Below are 24,949 nucleotides of genomic sequence, written 5' to 3' on the forward strand. Positions count from 1 at the left end.
GCGAGGCGCATTTTGGCACACCCGCCAACGTCCGTGGGGCAACCGCCGAAAGAATTTGTAAAGTGCTACGCCGAATCCATAGAAGCCCGACGCGCAACGGGCTGTTGATCTAGTGCGTTCGTCAGTTTTTGTGAGCCGATGGCGTTAGCCACGGGTTCCGAATGGTGGCTTATTTGCGATAAAGCCCGCGGCTAGCGGCGTGTTGATTTAATCGTAACCCGAAGCGTGAGCGAGGGATAATTGATATCGGCTCATCCCTCCTTACGCAGCGGGTTCCGAAAAACCAATGCCACAGGCAAAATCGCTACTTCAAAACTCACGCGTCGGGTTTTGATGAGGATTAAACCATCAACCCGCGAACGTTGGCCTGTCAAAAGGTTCGTGTTGCGGGCGTTTTGGTTTGCGCAAGGTTTATATCCCGAAGGGATCATAGCCATTAGCCGGAGGTTCGAGCGCAGCGAACACCTCCGGTCAGTGATCTGCGCGATCTCTCGACCCAGAATGGGTCGCAGATTCGACATCAGTGATTGCCGTATTTCGTGTTATTTAAACGCGGTTGATACCAGCCCAAAGCGTAACCCTCCCCGGCCCGAAGCGGGTCGGCACGGTTTTCGGGCCAACGGCCCATCCGTTTGCCCAGCCCAGTCCGAAGGACTGGGTGATCTCTGTCACCTCTCCCGAACGCAGTTTGGGGGAGGTCGAGCGACGACGTTCAGGAGTCCGCGAGGGTGGCCTGACGAATCGGTGTTAAGACGGGTCAAAAAAGTGGTCGCATCGAGATAAGGTCATAGGAACGCGTTTCAATATTGACAGACCTCAATAACACCATCCGGTATACAAATTCTAAAAATCAGAAAGTCGAAAATGATGCGAAACAAGCGACCATTTTCGCGTTCCAAATCCTTACCGGCTTTACCCAGTTCCGCACCGATTCGTCAGGCCACCGCGAGGGAGGGGGCACGAGAGTTGTTTGGCTGGATCGGCTTGGTTTGCCGTGGGATGCCCCCTCCCGGATCTTGCTTCGCTCGATCCGACCGCTCCCAGCTTCGCAGAGAGGTGACAGGAAGTTGTGGAGAACGAAAATGTCGCGATACCAAGTTTTTGACAGCCCAGCATCACCCCTGCAACAACCGATCCACCGGGCTTTGCAAGCGGCTGTCAAACCCGACCTCCACGTGCACATAATTCATCGTCGTTTCGATGTCCTTGTGCCCCATCAACTTCTGAACCGTCGTCGACACATGCAGATCAAGAATGCGTTCTTGCTTCCCTTTTTGAGCCAGAGTCGCAACGATCGCCGAAAGGCTAGGTTTCGAACGCATCAATACGAGTTCGCGATAACAACCCATCCGCCGAAGCCACAGCCATGCCAAAGCTCAACAGTGTCGTCAAAAAGAGATCGAGCAACGCTAGTGTTCCCTTAAGCGATGACAAAGCCCCACAATTGCCCAACCAGCCCAGGTCCACAAAGCACTTTCACAGCCTTGTGGTTTCTGGCTAGCGCCAAAGGCCTCCGCGGGGTATATTCGCAGGATAAAGCCCGGTGTATGAGTATATACCGGTTCAAACCTGTATAATTATGTTGTTCGTCAGACCCAATTGCAATCCTTGAGACCACTACATGAGCGACACTCCCAGATCAATTACATACCGTCAGCTCTCAGTGATAGGAGTTACCTTTGTTGCCGGGCTGCTGGTAGGCCTTTTCTTTCTCTCCGCTTCGAATTCGCAAATAACTTCACTGACGCCTATGGCTCTGATCGGATTCGTGATTTCGGTCCTTCTCGGCGGGGCGTCGATTATCCTCGCGGTCGTAGCTATCCAGCTCGGGCGGTCATCTGAAACCACGCTCGCCGCCCGCAACGACGACAGCCTGCGATTGCAGACCGAAATCTACACGAAAACCGCAGAGGCACTTCAGAAGATTGCCGCCTCGACTGACGTTACAGAGAAAAGAATTGAGGACATAATATCAGGACGCGTTGGCGAAATTTCGCATGATCTCGCACGAAACATACCCCGGTCACGAAAGTCACCAGACCAAACAGAAGAAGCAATTCGCCAGCAGATCTTCAGATCGCTGAGATCGCAGGAAAGTGAAGCTCAAAGGAAACGCGACAAAGAACTTGAGGAGGCTCGCGAAGAAGCCTATCAGGCCGCCCACAAAAAGGCTCTCATTGGGTTTGCAAACAAGCAGCACTTTAAAGTAATGAAGCTCGAGCACGGCTCGGTAAATGAGGAAGGTGAAAACCTATTTGATGGCATCTACTCACGACGTGGCGACAAGGTCGCGATTTCCACATTCCGGCCGAGTTGGCCAGCGCGGGACATTCAGTTGTTTTTGTTGAGTGCGCTACCAGAATTAAAAAAAGGGTTGATCACCAAGCTAGTGCTGCTTCTGTTTACCGACGAAGAGCAACCGTTACGATCGAGCACCACCGAGGCATTACTTGAACTATTACCAGAAGATCTGCGCGAGCGTGTTTTCGTGATCGAATGTACATATGATGATATAGAGCGGGAAATAGATGCCCTCGATGTGACGAACCAGGCGATGCAACGGAGCGGCGGTGGCGGCGTTTCTGACAATGGCGAATCAACTCCCGCCGCCCGCTGATCGCTGTCGTTCGCCCACAATGGTATACCTGCCTTGACCGTTGACCGTCCATCTCCTGATGACATCGATCAATGTGAAGCTCGCCTTGGTGTCGTTCGCAGCCAGATGAAGTTTCTGTGGTGGCCCGGAAGACGGAAACGCCTACTCGATCAATGCTACGATATTGGCTACGTTGCTCGTCAGAACGGTGCCAATGATTTGGCGAGGGACAGTTTCCGTAGTGGGATTGCCCTTCTCGATGGAATACGCCCTTCGCGGACGAAAGCGTCATTGGCGACGTTCAGCGTTGTGGCAGCATGTCATAATCACTTGGGTCTTCAATACCTCGACGAACATATGCTTGCCGAGGCGGCAGCATCATTCGATATGGCGATCTCAGTACGCCAGGAACTGCAACGATTGTTTCCGAAGGACCGCGAAAACGAAGTCTACCTTGGCGGTGCCTTATGTAATCGCGGTCATGCATGTGCTGACACGAATCCTGACGTCGCACAAGATTTCTACGAACGTTGCCTTTCTACGATCCAGCAACCTAGCCAGCCTTGCGAATGCAGCTATTGGGACGAGCAACGCCAATCGTGGTGGTGCGAACAACTGGAAGCTCTCGCACAGGCGCTGAATCAACAATGGGTTGCCCTGGCACCACACTTCATCGATAATGCTCAAGCGGGCTTGAAGTCATTGGAAGCAGATGGGCGAACCAAACGATGAACCGAAGTCGCGGAGCAGGCGTTTTTGACAATAGAAAATCAATCGCCGCGACTCGGTTATCGCGGACGTTCGCCCAACAAAGGCTGTCGGAAGAGACCATCAATGCGAGACGTACTTGCAATCTCCTTGTCAGCGCTGGTCATCGCCACTGCCGCCCCTTGCTCGCTGCAAGCCGATGACGATAGGGCATTCGGCGGGTTCCGTGTCGCCGGATACTTACCGGACTATCGCTTCGCCGAACTCGATGTCGAGCCCCTCCACGGCCTGACGGACTTGATCGTCTTTTCTGCCGAACCGAACGTGGACGGCAGCCTCAATCTGAAGCGATTGGAGAACTGCCCGTGGGAAAAACTGCTCGCGTTCAAAACGAAGCGTCGCGTTCGATTGTTCCTCACCGTAGGAGGGTGGGATCGCTCAACGCATTTCGCTCAAGTCGCGGCATCCCAGGAAAAACGCAAGACATTTGCGGCCGCCGTGCTACGATTTGCGCTTGAAAAGCGATTGGATGGGATCGACCTGGATTGGGAACACCCGACAGATGGCCCGGAACAGGAAGCCTACGGCCAGTTGCTTGCCGACCTTCGCTTAGCGTCCAAGCCACATGGGTTGATGCTGACAGTGACTATTGCCGCGTGGCAGCGGCTCCCGGCCTTGGCGATCCATTCCGTCGATGGTGTGCAACTGATGGCTTACGATCACGACAAGCAGCACTCGACGATCGACGGAACCCGGAAGGACGTGCAAACTCTCATCGATGCGCATATCCCGGCGGGGAAAATTGTCCTTGGACTACCGTTTTACGGTCGCGACGTTCAGAGTCGGCAGGCGAGCACGTACGGTGAACTTGTTGCTAAATTCGCTCCCGATCCGAAGATTGATCAGATCGGGCAAATGTACTTCAATGGCCCGGAGACAATCCGTCGCAAAGTCGAATCCGCAATGGATTCTCGGCTTGCCGGGGTAATGGTGTGGGAACTTGGGCAGGATGCGCCCGGTAATCAGTCCCTGCTGAAAGTAATCCGCGAAGCTGTATCGAGAAGCATCAAATAACGCGACCGTGGCGAACAAAGCGGTGGAATAAATGGTGCCACCCACCATTGACTAGGGGCGAGGTGGTCCGTAGAATTCGGGAAATTACTCAAACCGGGAGATTGCCATGCCTCGTCCACAACGCTCCGAACAGTTCTCGCCAGAAGAGATTTGTTATGTGCACTGCATACAACGCTGTGTTCGGAGAGCATGGCTGGCTGGGGTCGATCCGGTCTCGGGGGTCGATTATTCGTTCCGGAAAGAATGGATTCGCAGGAGAATGGAGGCTCTTGCCTCGGTGTTCGCGATCGATGTGCTTTCCTATGCGATTATGAGCAATCATATCCACCAGATCCTGCGAAATCGGCCCGATGTCTGTGCGCAGTGGTCCGACGAAGAGGTCGCGATTCGCTGGCTGAGAGTCTTTCCCGGTCGACGGATGGAAGAACATTTGGCTGAACCGACCGAGAATGATGTCAAAACACTTGTCCGGGATAAGAAACGCTTGGCGGAGGTGCGGCGGCGACTCTGCGATGTGTCTTGGTTCATGAGGGCGCTTTCGGAACCGATCGCACGGATGGCCAATTTTCAAGATCAGTGCACCGGTCGATTCTGGGAAGGTAGGTTCAAGGCTCAAAGAATTATCGATGACGCCGGGTTGCTTGCCTGCAGCATGTACGTGGATTTGAACCCGGTCCGGGCGGCAATCGCGGGAGGCCCCGAAGGGTGTCGGTTTACGAGTGCTTATGATCGTGCTGAGGCACAAAAGGGAGAACAAGTCGACTCCGCCGCGTTTGACCTGAAGCCGATTCCGACGGAGGAAGCCGGCCGCAAGATCCGCGAGACACCGGTCGATGACCTGCGGAAAGAACGCAAAGCGAAGCGAAAGAACCCAACCGGCCGTCGGATCCTGCGTGACGCTTGGTTGAGCCCTTTGACAATGAAGCCGGATATCCTGTCCGGCGAAGCCGAGGTTCACTCCGGTGGCGTTCGCAGTAGTGATCGTGGGTTCTTGAGTCTGTCTTGGAAGGACTACTGGGAACTGCTTTGTTGGACGGCCAAGCAGAGTGTCCAAGGCGTCAAAGCGGAGGTGCCTCCACGGTTGGCGAAGTGTTTAGCGGCACTGGGTATTGATGTGTCGATGTGGCGAGATTTGGTTTGGAACTGGCAACGTTACTTTGGCAAGAGCGCGTGTGTGGGTCGTCCCGAGTCCATGAAACAGCACGCCGAGCAAACGGGCCGCCACCACTACCGCGGCCAGGGTAGCGGTGCGGCCTGCTTCGCGTAGTCGGCGTGCTTCCAATCGTCGTCCGTTCAAACTGACAACTGAACCGGTCGGTTAGGCTTGCCGCTGCCCTCATCGTCATATCAAACGTGAAAATCGTAATCATTGCAATTCCATGCCAACCGAATTGCCGCGATGACTGAACCAGCGTTCGACAGCGATTGGCTCGATTTCCATCGTCTTTCGAGCGAGCACGAGCACCGCGATGCTGAGCACGAGCACGAAAGAAGGTCGAAACCAGGCCGTGCACCGAACGCGAAGAAACGTGGATGGCACCCTCCGGCCCTCCTGATGGACAAGCAGCACGATCGCTTCGCGGATCGGTTGGTCCAAAGGTGGACCAAGACTGCACCAAGCTACCTGCGGCGACTCTGGCTGACGTTTCACCACGTTCGATTGACGGGGTACGCATCGAACTGCGTATCCGCCGAAACAACTTCGACGCCTTCGGCGATCGCTTGGGCAATGAGGAGGCGATCGAATGGATCGCGATGGTAAAAGGGCAGGTTCAGCAACTCTGCCGTATGACCGGGGCTGATGTTCAGAATCTCGAAGCCATAATTCACCAGTGCGATGTCGATGAAGTCAGAATACGGCTGATTCAATTGCCACTTGCCAAGACTAATCTTGATTGCCATTTCCCAGTACGAAGCTGGGCTGAAAAGAATTGTGTTGGTTGGCTCACCGATCACAGCGGCTGCTGGGGTGCTCAGCTTGGCATCGCCTTCGATGAACCAGTACAGCGTGTGAGTGTCGAGCAAGACTCTCACTGCATGTAGTCGGCGAAGTCGTCCAGGTGCGCGTCATCGTCACGGACGATCGAGATCATGCCTTTGCCAAGTCCTGGTTTACGAAACTCGGCTAGCTTCCTTTGCTCGGAAACCAATTTGGCGACCGGTTTGTCGTCATCCGTAATCACCAACTCCGCACCGGGAGCCAGACCCGCGATCAGGTCCTTCAAATGCCCTTGGGCTTCGTCGATTGAGATTCTGTCGGCCATCGGATTTTCCATTGTTCATCGTGCCTCCATTGTAACCGACAACTACCCCAATCAAGAAGATCGACTTTCAAAACTTTACTCAGGTGTCTGTCTGCTCGTTTTCCTGACGAACCATAGCACCCGCCGCTTCACCGAACACGAGCACCCGCGATACGGATGCGGTCGTGGTTTCTGCCGTCCATAATTCTCCATCTGATCATCGCCAGTGTTGAATCTCGAATCTGGGGCGTCACCCAGACGACGCGTTTTCGTTTTGATCAGATGGCAAAGCGCACCGGGCACTCAACGCGAAGTTGGCAAGCAGAGTAGCAAGCTCCAAGCGAAATCCCATGTAAGTCCGTCAGATTCCAACATGGTCAAAACCGAAAACCCAGACTGACCCCGGCGTGAGCCTTTCCAGCGGCGTGAGCCTTTCCAGACCTTCCGATGGTCGAAATTCTTTCCAGAGTCTGAGTCTCCTCCCATGAGAAAACATTTGCGAACAGTGCGGTTGCAAACATGGGCAATCACCACTTCGTTGGGATCGATCGTTTCCCGTCGTGCCAAACGAACCATCACAGCAACCCAGTACGTGAGGTGAGGATTGAGACTCGGCATCACCGACTGATTCCATATTTTCTTATCGCGGCAGAGTGTCAACCTCTAGAGATTGCTCTGTCCCCATTTCTTGGGGATGCCACGCATTCGACTCTTACGTGCTCTGTACCCGCTCTTTACTGTTCTTTCAGTCCCCGTTCTTTCACGTTTCAAACCAATACAGGCGTTGAGGGACTAGACTGTTACGATTCTCCGAAACAGCTTAGCATCGCGTGAACAATGAGTGGCATAAGCTTCCAGCCTGTGGAAACAAAAACACAGGTCGGAAGCCTGCGCCAATTTGATAATGCCGCAGTTAAAGTTCACGCGATGCTATACGGAACTGCGAGACTTTCCAGCGACTCTTCGATTAGGTTACCAACAGGATTCCCATGCTCAAGAATACTTCGGTCGTGATCTGTGCCAATCTCATCATCGCATGCGTCGCAGTCATTGGATTTGCCCAGAACGCACAAATGCCACGTGAAGATGTCATTGACATCCCTGCGATCAGTGGCGGCTTGTGCATTAGCAATGTGTTCCAATCGAATATGGTATTGCAACGTGACAAACCCATCACTGTTTGGGGATGGGGTGAGCCTGGTGAAGACATCGTCGTCTCGTTTGCGGGTAAAAAACAAACGGCAACGGCGGCGGATGACCGAAGATGGAAAGTCACATTGCCTGCGATGACCGCCAACAGTCAGCCGCAAACGATGACGATCAAAGGCACCCGCAAAACGCTGACATTAGACAACGTCCTGATCGGCGACATTTGGGTGTTGGGTGGTCAGAGCAATATGGAATTTCCGTTGGATCGAGTCGAGAACGGTGAGCTGGAAATCATCTCGGCTCATTACCCCGGCATCAGGATTCTGACCGTTCCGGCGATGAACGGCCAGGACAAAAAACCGGGCTTCGCGAGACTGCACGAGTGGAGTGACTGGTTCGGACGCCACTATCGCAAAGGCGATTGGGATGAGTGTTCTCCCGAGATTGTTCGCGAACTGTCCGCGATCGGATACGTGTTTGCTCGACGCATTCATATGGCTTCTCAAGTGCCTATCGGCGTGATTGATGCATCCCGCGGCGGCACGACGGTCGAGACCTGGACGCCTGATTCGGTACTCAGGACAATCGACTCGCCGCAAGTGCGAACCCTGTTGCAAGAATGGGATCAAAAGGTCGCCGTTTGGGATTCCAAAGCTGACCTTGAGCAACGCGTTGCAAACCATCGGCAAAAGATTGAGCGTTTCGAAAAGGAAGGCCGAGAGATGCCAGCCAACGAGACCGAGCCGACTGATCTGCGTCCCGGACCCGCGAAGGATCAGAATCGGCCTGGCAATTGTTACGCCAGCATGATCGGTCCGCTGGAAGGACTCTCAATCAAAGGCGCCATCTTTCACCAGGGCTACAACAATTGCTTTAACGGAACCGAAGGTGCGATCATGTATCGGGATGTCTTTCCTCACATGATCGAATCTTGGAGGGCGGCGTTCAACGATCCCGAGATGTCATTTGGCATCTTGTCGCTATGCACCGAAGGACCAGCGCAGACACTGGACAACTATTGCGAGATGATGGCCAATCCGGGTCCTTTCATCCGCGAAGCTCAGTATCAAACGTTCTTGGACCTGTATCAAAATGGCGACAAGAACATCGGCTTTGTGAGCACATACGACCTTCGCCGCCGTTGGTATCATCCACAGTTGAAAATCCCAGCCGGAGAACGGATCGCTCGTTGGGCATTGGCGACCCAATACGGATTCGAAAAATCCATTCGTTGGAAACCACCGATCGCGACGGGCGTCCGTGTCTCCGAAGACCATATCGAGCTGCAACTCGACGAGCCGGCGAGCGCAGTTGACGATGGTGGTCCGATCCTTGGCTTTGCCGTCGCAGGAGAAGACCGAAGATTTCATCCCGCCAAAGCCGAACATCTCGTGACCGGCAAGACCGATCGAGGCCAGCCGCAAACGAACAAAAAGGTCTTGGTATTGAGCAGTCCAATGGTCCCTCGCCCGATCCACTTCCGTTACGCTTGGGGACGTAGTCCGTTAGGAAACCTGCAAGCCGAACGCATGACAGACATCCCCTTTGCCACGCAGCGTAGCGACGATTGGTCGCTGGAGAATGTTCCTCTTGGTGTGCACGAATCGGAGATAACAACGAAACTGGACCGTCAACAGCAACGCAGGTTGCTCGACGCGTTGCGTCAACAGGACGTTGAACGGATATTGCGGCAAGCAGAAGATCTGAAGTCGCGTGCAGGTGGCACCTGAATCCAGCGGCGGAACGATTCTTGGGGTAGTGTGTCACTTTCTAGGTACTTGGCGAATGATTCGAATTCTTTTTTCTTCATCGGTTTTCGTGCTATTGATGATTCTTTGCGCGCACTCCGATCTTTCGGCGGAGCCGCTTCCGAAGGCGTGGGTTGATGGGACGACACTGGCTCGCTTGAAATCGGTGTACGAACGCAATGAGTTTCGTCCGGATCCTTTTCAAGCAAGATGGTTACCCGACAGCAGTGGCTACTCGGTCGAGCAAACGGATCCTAGCAATGGAAGATCGACGACGGTCCACTTCAACGTTGAGACGGCCAAGCCATTCGATCCGCAACGGACCGTGGAGCAACCATCCAACTCACGCCGGTTGGTTTCCCCGGATGGAAAATACAAGATTGAGTTTCAAGACCGCGATGTCTTTGTGCGGAGCCTGGAAACGGACAAGCTCGCCCAACTGACGCATCGCACGCCCGACCGCGACATCTCTTTTCGTGGTTTAAGCTGGTGTGCCGATGGAAAACACGTGTCCGTCATTGAGGTCGACCAGACACTCGTCAAGCAGCGATCCATGCTGGTCCCTGAGGATCCCTCGTATCCTGCGGTTCGGGAGCAACGTTTCGCACGTGTTGGCGGGAAGATTGCTGCGCATCGAGTTGGGATCGTCAACGTCGAGTCAAGCAAGTGCGAGTGGCTGCCCCTCGAATCTCCAGATGAAGGTTTTTATTTAGGAACGGTGGAGTGGGCGGGGGGCACCGATGAGCTGCTCATCGAACGATTGAGTCGCTCTCGCGACGTCCGCGAGTTTTTTCTTGCGAAGCCTGATGGCGAGATGAAACGGATTTTTCATGAATCGGATCCCGCTTGGGTGGTGGCCAGCCAGGCAAAGAATTCCGGGCTGGTTTGGATTCGTGATGGGAACGAGTTCATTGTGATTAGCGAAAAAGACGGCTGGCGACATGCCTATCGCTATTCGCGAGCCGGCAAGGAGTTGTCGCTGCTGACTCCTGGGAATTACGACATAATCGATCGCGCCACGGTTGATGAAACCAACCGTTGGTACTATTTCTACGCTTCCCCCGAGAACGCAACGGAAAGATACCTATATCGAGTTTCCTTGGATGGGTCAGGCAAGCCACAACGGATCACACCGCCCAACCAGCCGGGAACCCACGACTACGACTTTTCTCCTGATGCGAAGTGGGCATTTCACACGGTTTCGACCTTTGACACACCTCCGATCGTTGAACTCATTGAAGTCGCGGGGCATCGAACCGTCGCGGTGGTCCGATCGAACGAGGAACTGCACCAGTTAGCGAGATCCGTCGTGCATCATCCGACCGAGTTCGTGCAACTTGATATCGGCAACGACATCAGCCTGGACGCGTGGATGATGAAACCTAAGGATTTCGACGAAACGAAACAGTACCCCGTTTTCATCTATGTTTACGGTGAACCACATTCACAAACGGTGCTGAACAGTTGGGGCGCCGGGCAAAGTCACTTTTTGCGAGCCGTCGCGGATCTTGGCTATTTGGTGGTGTCGATCGACAACCGAGGCACGCCGGCCCCCAAGGGCGCTGCGTGGCGTCGAGCGATCTTCGGCAGCCTCGGTCCCCTCTCGACCGAGGAGCAAGCCGCTGGCTTGAAAGAATTGGCACGCATGCGTCCCTTCGTCGATCTTTCTCGTGTGGGCATTTGGGGATGGAGCGGTGGCGGATCCAACACACTCAATGCCATGTTTCGCCAACCCGACGTTTATCATGTCGGCATCGCGGTGGTACCTAAACCGCAACCGCATCTGTACAACGCGTGGTTTCAAGAAATCTACATGCGGACCCGTGAAACCAATCCGGGCGGCTACCAGCGATCCGCCCCCATCCATTATGCCGAGGGTTTGAAGGGAAAGTTGTTAATCGTGACCGGCTCCGGAGAGACCAATACGCACATTCAAATTATCGAAGGGCTAGTCGATCGCCTGATCGAACTCGGGAAGCCGTTCGACTACATGGTGTATCCCAACCGCGATCACGGGCTGCAAGAGGGCACCGGAACTCTGATTCACGTGAGGATGTTAATTACGCGTTATCTGTTACAGAACCTCCCCCCGGGACCACGAACGAAGGAAGCATCCGATGCCCATTGAGGTCATGGTTCGTTTGGCCCGTCGTGAAACGATTGATCCCCATAAAGTGGTCATTGCCCACGTCTGCACTCTTAGCATCGCGTGAACATTAAGTGGTGGCGACTTTCAGTCGCCAAACCCTGAAACGTCGACTGAAAGTCGACGCCACGTTGAGAATCCATCACTTATTGTTCACGCGATGCTTACCGTTCGCAGATGTTTTTTTATGGAAGAAGACGCAGGCTCCGGGAAGAGCATCGACCATCGGAATGTTTGGATTGCTTGAACTCTTGCCGGGTCTCCGCTATCGCTGCGACCCAGCCTACTTGGTGACCGAAGTGGGCTGGGTCAAGGAGGGCCCACGGTTGACGTGGCGTCAATCGATGTCGCGATCTGTTAGCGAGCGACCAGTTCCGACAATCGCTCGAGGTCGGCGTCGTTGTTGTAAACGTGGACGCTTGCCCGGATGCCGCCTCCACGACAACTGACCACGATGTGATTCTCAAGGGCTCGAGATCGAAAGTCGGCGGGCGTTTGTCCAGGGACTTCGAACGTCACGATTCCTGAACCGTGTTGGTCGAAGGGCTCGTTGTCAAACAACAAGTTGGCCCCGCGTTGCCGCAACAACTCACGCAGTCGCGTTGCCCGCTCGAGTACGCGATCGCCGATCGCCGAGACGCCGTGTGTTCGGATCACCGACAAAAACATGTCCATTGATGAAGCGAGCGCCATCAGACCGCTCATGTTCGCCGACCCGCCTTCGAACCGTTGTGCGGTTTCTCTTAAGTCGAACGTGGCTCCTGAAAACAAATGCGAGTTCTGAACGCTGGCCCAACCGACACTGTCGCATCGCAGCGTCTCGAGATGACGTTTGCGAATGACCGCCACGCCGGCACCTTCGGGACCGAGTAACCACTTGTGTCCGTCGGCGGATAGAAAATCAACGTCGCAGGTCTGCAAATCGAGCGGATAAATGCCGAGCCCTTGGATCGCATCCAAGAACACCAGCACGCCGCGGTGATGTGCCTGCTCGACGAGTCGTTCCAAATCGATTCGGAATCCGCTGGCGTACCCAACCCAACTGACCGCGATCAATCGCGTGCGGGAGTCGATCCGCTCAATCAAATCGTCGACGATCACCCGGCCGTCGCGACGCGGCACGACGCGGACTTCGACGCCGCGAGAGTTTTGATTCAACCAGGGGAACAAGTTGCTGGGGAATTCGCCATCGGGAACGATCACGTTGTCCCCTTCGGTCCAGGGGAAACCGTTGGCGACGAAGTTGATGCCGGTCGTCGTGTTGGGCACCAGCGCGACTTCATCGATCCCGCAGTGGAGTAACTCCGATGTCATCTGCCGCAATTCTTGAACCCGGCCCGACCATTGCATCCAATGAACGTCACCGTTCAGCGAAGCATCTTGGCTGAACCGCGACAACGAATCGGCGGCCGCGCCGCTGAGCGGTCCGACGGCGGCGTGATCGAAGTAGGCCCATTCTCGCGACACGGGCATTTGATCTCGCCACCACGGCCAGACAAGATCGATCGATGTAGGACAAGGATTCGGGGGAATGTTCATGCAGGAAGCGTATCACAAATTGGCTTCCGGCTGCACCGCAACTTCTGCCCGAGTAGCGTTTGCCTACCAACACTTCCCTACCAACACTTCCCTACCAAGGCGAAACTTTCCAAGAACGAATCTGCACCGTTCCGCCCCCGTCGATCCGCACCCGCACGCAACCGACGTTTGAGGTCACGTGAACCCCGCCACCGGTGGCCGACAACATCTCGGTGACTTCCACCTTGGCCGCTCGCTTGCCGCCGCTGACGACGGTTTCGCTCGGCCGTGCCCATTGCAGTACCGCGTCGGCGTCCATTCGCAAGCTGCCGTGATGGGGAGCCATCATCACGCCGCCCGGTCGCGGTCGGGGTTGTGATATCAATACCGACGTGCCGGGAGGTTCCAGATCACCGGGCAACAACAACGGACGATCAGCATGGTTGATTTGCAACACCATTGAGTTGGCATTGTCGCTGCCTTCGATGCGTTGCGCCGGTGGATGCAAGATCTCAACCTGACGCCACCAATCGCCTAACTGATTCAGTGGAATCTCGCTGGTCGCGTCCAGTTCGGTCACCTCCACACCGGACGCTTCGATTGCTCGCCGAGCTTGTCCGAGCGATCTGCCTTCACCGCTCAACATCCCCGGGGGCGTCACGATTCTTTCGATCGCAAAACGTTTGACCAACCCGGGCAGTGCGTTGAAGTGATCGGCGTCGGCGTGGGACAAAACGATGCCGTCGATTCGAGTGACTCCCATCGACCACAAAACCTCATCAATCATGTCGCTTCGGTTGCGAAAATTTCCCAGCCAACCGCAATCGTACAACCACACTGTCTCTCGATCAGGTCGCAAGATTGTGGCGGTGCCATGTCCCACATCGATGAACGTGGATTCGAAGGTTGCGGGAGGAAGCGGAGCAGGAATCGTTGCCAACTTCCAAGCGAGCATGATCCATAAGACCGACCAAATCGTGATCGGCTTGCGTCGTGATTGCCGTGCGCGAAACGCCAAGATCGCGACCAGACCGACGAAGTACGTCACCACCGAGAACATCGATGGCGAAGGCAGCCAGAAGTGTCCGCCAGGCACTTCGCTGGCCCATTCGATCACGCTTGTCATCCATGACAGGATGAGTGAACACAACCAACCCGGAATGATCGCCAGCGGCGCGAAAATCCAACTGACGACCACCGTAGCGACGCCGACGGACAACGCCACCATCATCATCGGTGACAAGATCACGTTAACCAAGACACTGACCGGAGAGACGACATGGAACTCGTGCCAAACCAGTGGCAACGTGACGACCGTCACACAACCGCTGTACCAAATCGCCGTTTTCACCGCATAAACAAAGTATCCAGCGACGCGCACCCAACGCGGGCGAGACTGATCGGCCAACCGATCGAAATTTTCTTCTAAGTCGACGGCGTCGTTGGCGGCCGTGGGGCTGCGCCGGTTCGGACGCCCACACGACAGTAGCGTCGCCACGGCTAGAAACGACAATTGCATCCCGATGCTGAAAATCTCCAGCGGCATCGCCCACAGCAAGAAGATCAACGCAAGTGATAGTGAATTGAGCGGGTGATAAGGACGCGCGATCGCGATCGATAACATCAACGTCGCCAACAAGATCGCCGCTCGCAACACGGGCGGCCGGCCGCCGGTGATTGCGACATAGAACAACGTCACGACCGCCAAGAAAATCAATTGGCCGCCCAGTGGCATTCGCAATAACCCCGCGATCAAACGAGCGACCAGAAACAAGATCCCCAAATGCAGGCCGCTGACGGACAGCAAGTGAGCCGTTCCGGTCACGATCAATGCTTCGGAAGTATCGTTTTCGAGCAGGTCACGCTGACCGAGGATCAACGCCAATGCGATTCCTTGTTGTTCCGGCGAAACCGTTTGCAGGATCGTTTGGCGCGCCGATGTGGCGATATCGGTGACACGTCGTTGGACCCATCGATAAGAATTCGATGACCTTGATTGACCTTCCAATCGTTCGATGTCTCGGACACGGTCCGCTTTCAATGTCGCATGGATCTCGTTCCGCATCGCCCAAATGCGAGGATCGCTTTGCCCAGGATTCGACGGAGCGGGCAAGGTTGCGATATGACCCAAGACACGAACGCGATCCCCCGGTCGGAGCTCGGAGAGGTCTCCGTTGACGCGCACCAGCACCCGTCCCGAAAACGAAATATCCTGGATCCCGCGTCGGAGCGTTTGGAGTTGCAACGTGATCAACGATTGATAGCGACTCGAGGCGTCCGGCTGACCCGAAAGATCCGCCGCGTCGATCCATGGGGCGACTTCATCGATCGGGTCGCGTCGCACACGAACCGCTTCATCAACCACGCCGATCGCGATCGTCGGCTCGGCCGTTTCGGTGAGGACGTCCAAGACGCTAGCGTCGTGATAGCGTGCGATCACGGAGTGATGCCGAATCGCCAACACGCAAGCGACCGTGATGCACAAGCAGACAACGTCCCATCCACGATATTTGCGTGCCGTCTGATCAGCGGTCAAACGGCGACGAATCGTCCACCAAGCCAAAGTCGAGGCCGCCATCAATGACAACCATACGGCCAATCTCATCGGGAATGCGTGGTCGATGGCGACTCCCGCCAGGGCAGCAGACGCAAGGGCCGTCATCGGTTGTGTCACCGCTAGGCGTGTGACGGATTGCCGGAGTGTCGCCAGTGCCGCCCCGATCCGAGAGGGGGTAGGTCGCTCGTTCGTTCGCTTCAAAACTTCCAATGAATCCACCGAAAATCTGGCAAGATGTCACACATTAATCAGGACAATCATTACAGGCGGCAGGGTTTCGCTGCGAAACCGGAGCGACTGGTGATAAAGTCTAGCGGTTGTCCGTCTTAGGTGTTTGCCTCGTGCTACATATTAACGACTCAGGATTCTCTCCCGTTCAGCCCCTTCCTTCGCACGAGGACCTCGAATGCCCGCCGCCACCGACAAATCGACGACCCGCAAAACCAAATCAACGGATAAAAACGTGGTCACGATGGATCGACGCCGAGACGATCGCCGTGGAGGCGGCAAAGACGCGAGTTCCGAAAAAGCATCGACCGAACCTCGTCGCAAGACTCAACGTCGCCGTCACATCGACCCGACGACTTGCGAACGTGACTACAGCGAAAAGGAAGTCGAGTTCATGAAGGCCATGGACGACTACAAACAAAGCTCCGGGCGCATGTTCCCGACCTGCAGCGAAGTGCTCGAGGTCATTCGATCGCTCGGCTATGTCCAACTAACCGACGAACAATACGCTTCGTTAGGTTTGACCGAGGATGAGGAAGAAACCGCCGACGCATACAGCGACGAAGAAGCCGACGACTTCGCCGAAGTCTAACGATCTCCGAGCGGCTTGGCCAACGGATCCGTTTCATCGAGACGAAATCGAACACTGACGACCGAGTGTTGTTCAGGGCCAGGTTGATACTTGATGTAGGTTGTTGCGACAATTGTTCCATCATCGAGTTGTTCCACGCCGGGGTAACCGCAATCGGAAACCCGCTGCGCATGACTGTGCAGGAGTTTGATGCGGTACTGGCCGGGGCGACCTTGTTGGATATCGTCATAGGAACCGACCCAGGCGACGAAGTGACCACGCGTCGGACTCTCCGGTGCCATGTCGCGAAAGGCGATTACCAGTCGGCCGTCGGCCGTTTGAACACCCATGTGTCGATCGCCACTGAGTCCCCAGGGCGTATCGATCGGTTCGCTCCAAGAAGCCCCTTCGTCGCGAGAGAACATCATCAACGAACGACCTTGGTGAGTGTTCTCACGCATCAAACAGCACAGCTCGTTCCCATCGGGTGACCGGAAGACAAACGGTTCGCAAGGGTTCTTTCCCTCCACGGCCGCAACGACTTTCGGCTCGGACCACGTAAAGCCGCCGTCTTCGGTGATCGTTTGCAATACTCCAAGCGGAGCTCTGTCTTTGCCTTCGGGGCCTTTGTGGTACAAGCCGAGGTAGCGTCCGTCGTTAAGTCGCACGATGCTGCTGAACGTCATCACACAAGGAAACCCGAGCGGCGGCATTTCTGTCCAAGTCTTACCGTTATCCTCACTCATGATGCTCGGCATGCCGGGGCCGCCACGAGTCCCTAAAGCAGCGGAAAAGACCCACAACCGAGCCTTGCCTTTCGTGTCGACCATCCGATAGATGCTGGGGCAATTTTGGTGTGTTGAGTATCCAGGCGGCAACTGATCATCGAGTCGATCCCAGGTTTTTCCACCATCATCGCTGCGAGCCATCGGACCGGCCGAACCGCCATGACGAACGCACCAAACGCAGAAGATCGTGTCGGTGCCGGGTAGTTTCAGCGTGGTGGGATGGCCTTGATAGATCGCCTCCGTCCCCGCTGCCACCACGACGTGGCGAGAGTGTTGGTCCGACAGATCGACCGTCGGTATATCGGGTCCGTCGGCTGCGACGACGTGGCCGACGTTCGAAACAGCAAGACTCAAACTGACAATGAATATGGCGATGATCACCGGGGAGCTAGTGAGTTTCATGATGACATTGCTTGTGGGGGAGGCTTGGGAATCAATGAAGAACGACAAGTTTAACGTATTGCTACCGCGTCTTGTTTAACGGAAACATCTCGCCGGAGAGTGCTCGTTTCGCATACGCACCCCAAAACGGCGTGGGTGTGTAGCTCCAATCGGAAATCATGACGGGTGACGCCTTGGGATGCAGGCACCAACCGGTCCAATTGAGGCGGTGCTTTTGAATGAAACCGAGCATGTCCGGTACCCAGGTGTAAGGATCTTCCTGATCGGCGAGGGGAATGAAATTCATCTTGTTGATGTCGGCACCGCATTCGCCGACAAAGATCGGATGTTTGGCGGCGGTTGCGAGAACCTTCTTTTCCCAGTCTGTGTGCCAATTGTACGTGTGCCAGGAATACATGATGCCGTTGCCCTTGGGATCGTCCAGTGCATACCCCTCAGCGATGCCTGACAGATCATTGCACCAGAACACTCCACCTGCGATGACGATGTTACGTGCCCCAGTCGAACGGACGGCATCGACCAATCCTTGCATGCCGATCGAATCGAAGCCGCGATTGTTTTGCTTCTCTTGATCGTTAAGGAACGCGGACTCGTCGGTGCCTTCGGCTTCGTCGATCCAACCGCCGTTTCGCCACTGTTCCCATGATAGACCGTGCGGTTCGTTGAATATATCGAACAGCACTGCGGGATGATCGCGGTACTGCGTCGCGAAGTCTTTCCAGAACTCGGCGTGTTCGGCCTTCGGTGCACGGAACCGGTGCAGATCGATCGCCACATACGCGCCGCGATTGGCCGCTAGCGTGATGATCTGGTCGATGATTTCGCGGTATTCTTGGCCCTCGTCTTTCTGATACGGGCTCTCACCGTACCAGAACGCGTCTTTGATCGGGACTCGCACACAATTGGCGTTCCAATCGTCGATCGCCACCACGACCGACTTGATGACCTGCCGATCGTGAGGCAGTGTTTCCAATCCACCGGCGTTGACGCCCTGCAACCAAACTTCTTGGTCGTCTGTGTCATGCAACCGATTACCAACGACATGCAGTTCCTTGGGCCATCGGGAACGGTCCGGTTGCTCGACAGGAACGAAGCGTGCTTTGATTTCGGCATCGCGTTTTTTTGCCGCCGCGAGCAAGGGTTGCGGGTCGGTCGGTCGGAGCACGAGGTCATCGAGATCAAACGTCCCGGCGTTCACCTCGAACAAGCAAGGCATGAACTTGAGTGTCGTCGCTGCGTCGGGTACCAGGAAGCGAACTTGTTTCGAGACCCAACCGTCGGTGTCTTTGCGACTGGCCGGGGCGGGAGGGTTGGGTGTGACTTTGTCGCGGTTCTGATCAAGGAACTCCATCAGAATCCGGGCGTCGAACCAGGAATTCTTGCCGACCTTCAGTCCAGTGATCCGTTGTTTCCACGACAACTCGATCGCTTCGACTCCGTCAGGAATTGCTATCTCTTGATAGAGCATGACGGTCTTACCGGGTGTCGTGCTGGTCAATCTTAGAAAGTGGTTATCGTTTTCGTTGACCCACGAGCCACCTGGGTTGACGTTCGCCCAGCCGTCGGGCCATTGATCGCCGTCCTGGTCCACTTCGAATGAACCGTTGGGTTTGATAACGACATCGTCGGTTGACTGAGCCTGCGCTGCGACAGGACTCCGGCACACCAGCATCACGACGGCCATGACAAACGAGTAGAAACCTACGTGATGATTCATCGATCAAGAACTTAAGTGAGGGAAGGGATGCCATCAGGCTAGTAAACGTTCGGAAACAGTTTCCTGATTCCCAATCCAACGCGTCACGGCATGTTGATTTAATAAGCCGTACCGCGTTAGCGGCGGTTAACGGGACGCCAACCGGGGCTAACGCCCATCGGCTAATTGCTGTAATTCGGTATCCGAATAAATCAACACGCAGTGACGTGGCGGGTTCCGATTCTCTTGCTCGATGTAAATGCCGAAGTTATTTCCGAACAGTTCCTAGTATCGCAAGATGATAGTTCGGAAACAGACGTACGAACGGATTTCTTACTTAACCGATGGCACCGCAAATCGCAGGTCGCCCCAGAGATTGGGAGAGAGCATGATCTCGCCGGGGATGTCATCGACCAACCCGGTGCTTTGATTGGACCAATACGATCGCAGGTTGGTGTCCGTTCCCTCGGCATCCCCGTAGGTGACACCGAAGTCGGCCCGGTAGGTGGAATCGTTGCTCACATTCAGCCCCAGATCACTCAGCGGAACGGACGCGTTGACTTCGTATCCTGCAGAGTGGGTGTCGATCGTGATGGTTACGCCGGAGAGTTGTTGGACATGGTCGACGGTTTCGCCACGCCAAGGCGATGTGAATTCGATCGGGTTTTTGCCACCGGGTTTACGATGTTCATACAACACCGCGATCACTCGCCCTTCGAACGGGGCCAGAAGAAGTCGTTTGTCGCCTTCGACGGGGCCGATGCGTTTGGGTGATGCTTGCGGGTTGGTGCCAATCTGCAGATCGACCGAATCACCGGTTGCGAATAGCTTGGTCCAGTCGCGGCCGTTGTTGATCCACGGCGAGCGGTCTTGAACGCGATATCGCAAATGCAGATGAGTGGCATCGGAGTTGAGCTCGATTTCGACGGGGAACTTGCCGCTTTTGTCCCAACGCACCGTACCGGGGATGTTCACTTTTTTCGCCGGTTGCTGCTCCTCAACCCGTCGCAAATTTTGTTGTTGGGCCATCAAGATCTGCTCTTTTCGAACGTCGATCGTTCCCGAGATCCGGCGGGCTTGGTTCAATCCGCTGAGTTCATAGATCCGATAGGGCCCATGACCGATTTGCACATAATAAGTTCCGTCCGTCGCCGAACGTCCAAAACTACCCCCAAAGATTTCGCCGCCCAATCGGTACTCATTCCTTTGGTAACTCACACGCACGTCGACAAACGTTTCATCAAGATACAATCCATCGGTTGACATCAAAAAACAGCGACCGTGATTGCCGTTGAAGAAGATCACGTCGCTTTGTTCGTCCAGCGAAGCTCGACCGAGTATCCCCAAGGTGCCTTGCATCACGCCGGGTTCGGGAAGCGGTGCATTGTGTGAACCGTGAACATCGCTCCATTGGTTGGGGTAGGTCCAAAGCGAGCTGAATGATTGTCGGGTTGGAATGTCCGTTGAGAGGTTTTCGGTCGGATACGCATTGATCTCCGGATCAGAATTGAAGATGAGCCGACCGAAACGATCGACCACGGTTGCCACGCCGCTGCGTTTGTATCCTGGCGTCATGTCAATCGGTTGGGCTTGTGTGATCGCTTCGTTCAAGGTCGGATAGTCGGGAACACCATTGGCGAGCAATCCGTTAGGTCGGAGCGACACAATCTTGACTTGATCCTTTTCGACGACGGGGAGGGTGAGCGTCAGTGAAGTTTGCAGGTGACCCCACGCACCACCGGCGAATTCCAAATCATCTCCACAGAAGTCAAACTCTTCTTGCTGTGTTTTGCCATCGCCGTTGCGGTCCACCCATACCACACCCATCCCACGTTGCGACCAGGGTTTGCCTTCGCCCTTGCGTCCGGGTTTTTCGCGGGCACGTTTGTCCGGCCATTTCGCGTAGAAGGCGTCGATGTACTCCTTCGGTGGTTCCCATTGGCAACCGTATGCAAAGTGATGTGTCCCCGCGATCGCAGCGAGGTCGTGCAGCGTCCCGTTCGGGAGCACCTCGGAGATGAGTGCTATCTTCCCGCGGGCGCACAGGAACGTGCGGCCGGCTTCACGGAAGAACAGATAACTGTGAGGATGATACTTGCCGAAATGGCCTTCTTCTTTCGACAGGATATGAGTCGGACGCGCCGTGCCTCGTTCGATATCGACATCCCAAAAGCAACCCAGGCCTATCCAGCGTCGAGGATTCTCAGGATCAAAACCTGAACCGTCGCCGCCATAGTGCGGCATGCCGAACTTCTCGAAGACGACTTTCTTTTGATCGATGTCCCAAGCCAAGACGCGTTTCGGATTCCAGCGTTTTTCCGTGACCCATAGTTTGCCACCGGGACCAAAGACTAAACCAGCCGGATTGACCATGCGGGTCGGATCATACGCTCCTTTGTAAGGACCACCGGGTGTCCCGATCGTATCGACACGTTTGCCGTCGGTCGTGTATCGATGGATTTGATGCGAATTCGTATCGCTGATCAGGATGTCTCCATTGGGTGCGATGGTGATGCCCGCGAGATCCATCGCGGCCGCGTCGATGACTTGACGTTGATCTCGCAATCGAACCACAGATCGATCCGTTGCCGCGTAGACTTCGTTACCGGATGCGAGATGCCGAACACCGGGCATCGCGATCGAATCCAAACGCTCGCCGGTTTCGGCGTCGAGCACGATCACGGCTTGTTCATCGCGTGAACCGAGATAGAGCTTGCCGTCTCGGATCGCCAATCCCGCGAGGTTGAATTCGTCTAAGTCGGTATGATTTGAGCCGGGACCGACTAGCATTTCGTCGACTTCCACTGCTCTCCGCTTCCCAGGAAACTCGACCAGCTTTCCAGATTCAATGTCGTAGCGAACGATGGTTAGCTTCCACGTCGCCGTCCACGTATCGCTACCCAAGTCCACGTCTTTCGTGCCGCCCCAAGTGAAACCGTCTTGGGCACAGTACAGATACTGGTCATCGACCGCGATCGCGTTGTGCTGGATTCCATACCCATGAAGGTGATCGTAACCTTGGACGAAACGGCCTTCGGTGTCGAGGGCAAGCAATGCCCATCCGCCTTCGGTGACCGGCGCGGCGAAGAACACCAAATGATCATTAGCGGCGACATGATGCAACGTGCTGTGGTTGGGCCCCCATGCCGCGACGGTTGACTCGTCACCATTGGCGAAACACATCTTATAAACCGGTTCGATTCCCGGATGCGTGATTCCCCGCCAGTGATATCGGCCCGGCGCGACCAGACGCTGGCGTTCATCGAGTCCGTCCCAAATCACCGTGTGTTTGCCTGCGGTGAAGGAGCGCCCCGAGACCAAATTTCGGACTCGCTCGCCGGCTTCGTTTTCTATCACCAAGGTGGTCTTTCCCTCGGTCGGTTGATCGAAGGTAATGCGGATTTGCTGTCGGGTTGCGTCGACCTGCTCGCGATAGCTCTGCCAATCGAAGGGAGCCCAATCGGCGGGATCGTTGGAGAACGGTGCATGAATCGCACGGTGATCGAGAAAACCGAACCGTTCTTGTTGTTCAGGAAACGTCACGGCGACGGCGAGACGAAAGCGGGACCAGTCGCCCGCCGGCAAGTGAAAGTCGAATTGCCCGTCGTTGCTGTTTGTCTTCGCTCCGGTGAGCAAGAACGCTTGATCGTCATTGGCAGTACCCAGTTGAACCTTTGAGTTCGGTTGGGATCGAGTTCGGATCGATACCTCCAATCCGTCCGCTGATGGTGTCACCGCGACAGCAAGCGGAATGCCTCCTGGCCGACCGAAGTCTTGAAAATCAGTTTCGAGATGATGTTGGTGTTGACTCTCCAATGACGTGAACTGCTTCACCGAGGGCATCAAAGCATCGTCCGTTCGTTGAGCGAGCTCCAATTTCAGCAACCGTTGGCGACCGGCTTCGTACACCACTAGCCGATCTCCGGAGATTGCCACGTGTGTGGGTGTTTCCAGGTCAACGAATTTTGCCACTTCGGACAAAGACGAATCAAAAACACGAACGGCGCCGCCTGCCGAATCGCTGACCACGAGCCGCGCACCGTCGCTATGGATGTAAGTCTCGCCGTCGTACTTCGCCACCCGGGAAACGACTTTCCAACTGGATTCATCAGCCCGCTCGTACGCGACGACCTCACCGTCATCGGCCGCATACAAACGACTATCCAACCAAGCGAGACTGGTGCAATTGTTGAGGTCTTCGATCGCGACGTTTTTCGGGGTCGAACGCAGTCGGCCGTCCTCCGTGATTCCGATTTCAAGTGCGTTTCCATTGCGTTGGACCACGACGAGAGACAAACCGTTGTCCTTCGAGATCGCTGCGGCACCGGTCACGGATTCGGCGAGCTCGAACCCTTGGATGCCATCGGTTTCCAGATGCGACCATCCATTGGCGTCCACGCACGCGCCGTGGGCGAGTTGAACGTACTGATAGTGTTTCTTGAGCAGACACAGGCTTTGACCGTTCAGAATGACAGGCTGAGCATGAACGTCGGGTTGTTTATCGCCCAACGTGTGTGGTGCTTCGCACGAATCGTTCCATCGCCAGCTACCTCGCGGCGTCCAGATGTTTCCTGACGAGTCGATGGCGACACCGGTTAAGTTGGCTAGGGCACCCAACCGGCGTGCCGATTCGAATCGTTGCTGTTGATCGTTCCAACGAAGTATCTGCACGACTCCGTCGAGACCTGAAACGGCAAATAGATCATCTCGCACATGAACCAAACCGCGACCATTGGTGATGTCAACACTTTGCGGTAGGTAACCGATGAACGATCCGGAGGCGCCTCCCATGACCACGCCGGGTGACGGTTCGAATCGATCATTCATCCGGTGGATCGTGCCGTGCCAACCATGCGTGTACCAGTATCGGCCGATCTTTTGCGGACGCTCGCCATGGAAGTCTTTCGGGAACCCGATCACCGGTTGAGCGTCCCTCCAAGCGTGGACTTCCCCGCCTCCGAATGCGAACACCGTTCCGGTGTCATCGACTTCCAAGGCGACCACATGGAAACCGGGTTGGGCGATATTGGTTCGCTCGCCTGACGTCGCGTCGTACCAAACCAATTGGTCGCGATTCTTTTCGTACAAAACGACACGCCCACCGAACGAGCTCGAAGACATTACTTCGACGTCACTGATCCGACGTTCGGGATGAGAGCCAGCTGGTGCATCGATCGCTAAGGAGTAAAGCGTCTTTCGGATGTTCATCAACAGCGTGTTGCCGACACGCGTCATCTGATCATTGCGGTCGCTGGATTCAGGAAGCGGATAGCTAGCGACCAATCGTCCATCGAGTTTGTATCGGTTTAGCTGCATGGCTCCGCCACGCTCCCAAAGCGTCATGTCGTCATCCAAGACCGGCCCCATTCCTGCGGACGGCGGTCCCCTGAACGAAACGAGTGACTTTCCGTGTTCGCCGGAGTTTCCCAGTACGCCGCAAAACGCTAGCTCGTCCGCGTAAGACATACCCGTCGAGGCAAACAAGAGAGTCACGACTCTCCATAATATGGAATTGATTTTCATGC

The 24,949-nt window shown here is 55.4% G+C and carries 16 protein-coding genes; 7 read left to right on the forward strand and 9 right to left on the reverse strand.

Annotated features, from left to right (window positions below; genetic code table 11):
* Positions 1–1,115: 1,115 nt before the first annotated feature.
* Positions 1,116–1,322 carry a hypothetical protein gene (locus tag Pla100_RS30385; protein ID WP_197167742.1) on the reverse strand — a complete coding sequence of 69 codons (207 nt, stop codon included), beginning with the start codon at positions 1,320–1,322 and terminating at the stop codon, positions 1,116–1,118.
* A 299-nt stretch (positions 1,323–1,621) separates the two neighbouring features.
* Here Pla100_RS30385 and Pla100_RS30390 point away from each other — a divergent pair, with 299 nt between their 5' ends.
* The 4 genes from Pla100_RS30390 to Pla100_RS06650 all read left to right on the forward strand — a co-directional run bounded on the left by Pla100_RS30390 (position 1,622) and on the right by Pla100_RS06650 (position 5,645).
* A complete protein-coding gene (locus Pla100_RS30390; RefSeq protein ID WP_197167743.1) occupies positions 1,622–2,617 on the forward strand; it encodes a hypothetical protein in 996 nt (331 codons plus the stop codon).
* Positions 2,618–2,650: 33 nt separating this feature from the next.
* Positions 2,651–3,328 (forward strand): hypothetical protein, encoded by a 678-nt coding sequence (locus Pla100_RS30395; RefSeq protein ID WP_197167744.1) that lies wholly within the window; start codon positions 2,651–2,653, stop codon positions 3,326–3,328.
* A 102-nt stretch (positions 3,329–3,430) separates the two neighbouring features.
* Positions 3,431–4,378 (forward strand): glycoside hydrolase family 18 protein, encoded by a 948-nt coding sequence (locus Pla100_RS06645; protein WP_146576900.1) that lies wholly within the window; start codon positions 3,431–3,433, stop codon positions 4,376–4,378.
* 106 nt (positions 4,379–4,484) lie between these two features.
* Positions 4,485–5,645 carry a hypothetical protein gene (locus Pla100_RS06650; RefSeq protein WP_146576901.1) on the forward strand — a complete coding sequence of 387 codons (1,161 nt, stop codon included), beginning with the start codon at positions 4,485–4,487 and terminating at the stop codon, positions 5,643–5,645.
* 99 nt (positions 5,646–5,744) lie between these two features.
* Here the strand turns inward: Pla100_RS06650 and Pla100_RS06655 are convergent, their stop codons facing one another.
* From Pla100_RS06655 to Pla100_RS06665, 3 genes are read right to left on the reverse strand one after another with little or no spacing between them, the layout of a single operon-like run.
* Complete coding sequence (locus Pla100_RS06655; protein ID WP_146576902.1) at positions 5,745–6,029, reverse strand: hypothetical protein; 285 nt, start codon at positions 6,027–6,029, stop codon at positions 5,745–5,747.
* Positions 6,026–6,403, reverse strand: a complete 378-nt coding sequence (locus Pla100_RS06660; RefSeq protein ID WP_197167745.1) for a type II toxin-antitoxin system VapC family toxin — start codon at positions 6,401–6,403, stop codon at positions 6,026–6,028. Before Pla100_RS06660 ends, Pla100_RS06655 begins: the two co-directional genes overlap by 4 nt.
* 5 nt (positions 6,404–6,408) lie before the next feature.
* The gene (locus Pla100_RS06665; protein ID WP_146576904.1) at positions 6,409–6,642 is read right to left on the reverse strand and encodes a type II toxin-antitoxin system Phd/YefM family antitoxin; all 234 of its coding nucleotides are present in this window, start codon (positions 6,640–6,642) and stop codon (positions 6,409–6,411) included.
* A gap of 968 nt (positions 6,643–7,610) precedes the next feature.
* Here Pla100_RS06665 and Pla100_RS06675 point away from each other — a divergent pair.
* Both Pla100_RS06675 and Pla100_RS06680 read left to right on the forward strand, forming a co-directional pair.
* On the forward strand, positions 7,611–9,500 hold the full coding sequence (locus Pla100_RS06675; RefSeq protein ID WP_146576906.1) for a hypothetical protein: 1,890 nt from the start codon (positions 7,611–7,613) through the stop codon (positions 9,498–9,500).
* Positions 9,501–9,555: 55 nt separating this feature from the next.
* Positions 9,556–11,646, forward strand: coding sequence for a S9 family peptidase (locus Pla100_RS06680; RefSeq protein WP_146576907.1), 2,091 nt, complete (start codon positions 9,556–9,558; stop codon positions 11,644–11,646).
* A gap of 375 nt (positions 11,647–12,021) precedes the next feature.
* On the opposite strand, the gene Pla100_RS06685 is transcribed toward Pla100_RS06680, so the two are convergent.
* Both Pla100_RS06685 and Pla100_RS06690 read right to left on the reverse strand, forming a co-directional pair.
* The gene (locus Pla100_RS06685; RefSeq protein WP_231602784.1) at positions 12,022–13,203 is read right to left on the reverse strand and encodes an aminotransferase class V-fold PLP-dependent enzyme; all 1,182 of its coding nucleotides are present in this window, start codon (positions 13,201–13,203) and stop codon (positions 12,022–12,024) included.
* 91 nt (positions 13,204–13,294) lie between these two features.
* Positions 13,295–15,940 carry a ComEC/Rec2 family competence protein gene (locus Pla100_RS06690; RefSeq protein ID WP_231602785.1) on the reverse strand — a complete coding sequence of 882 codons (2,646 nt, stop codon included), beginning with the start codon at positions 15,938–15,940 and terminating at the stop codon, positions 13,295–13,297.
* Between the two features lie 205 nt (positions 15,941–16,145).
* Between Pla100_RS06690 and Pla100_RS06695 the strand changes: the two genes are divergently transcribed.
* Entirely contained in the window at positions 16,146–16,559 is a 414-nt protein-coding gene (locus Pla100_RS06695) for a hypothetical protein (protein WP_146576908.1), read from the forward strand.
* On the opposite strand, the gene Pla100_RS06700 is transcribed toward Pla100_RS06695, so the two are convergent.
* From Pla100_RS06700 to Pla100_RS06715, 3 genes are all read right to left on the reverse strand, one after another.
* Positions 16,556–17,728: a sialidase family protein gene (locus tag Pla100_RS06700; RefSeq protein WP_146576909.1), complete on the reverse strand. Its 1,173-nt coding sequence runs from the start codon at positions 17,726–17,728 to the stop codon at positions 16,556–16,558. The genes Pla100_RS06695 and Pla100_RS06700 overlap by 4 nt on opposite strands.
* Positions 17,729–17,789: 61 nt before the next feature.
* Positions 17,790–19,445 carry a glycoside hydrolase family 5 protein gene (locus Pla100_RS06705; RefSeq protein WP_146576910.1) on the reverse strand — a complete coding sequence of 552 codons (1,656 nt, stop codon included), beginning with the start codon at positions 19,443–19,445 and terminating at the stop codon, positions 17,790–17,792.
* Between the two features lie 312 nt (positions 19,446–19,757).
* Positions 19,758–24,947, reverse strand: coding sequence for a hypothetical protein (locus Pla100_RS06715; protein WP_146576911.1), 5,190 nt, complete (start codon positions 24,945–24,947; stop codon positions 19,758–19,760).
* Positions 24,948–24,949: the final 2 nt, after the last annotated feature.

It is taken from the genome of Neorhodopirellula pilleata (assembly GCF_007859915.1).
In the GTDB taxonomy this organism is placed as follows: domain Bacteria; phylum Planctomycetota; class Planctomycetia; order Pirellulales; family Pirellulaceae; genus Rhodopirellula; species Rhodopirellula pilleata.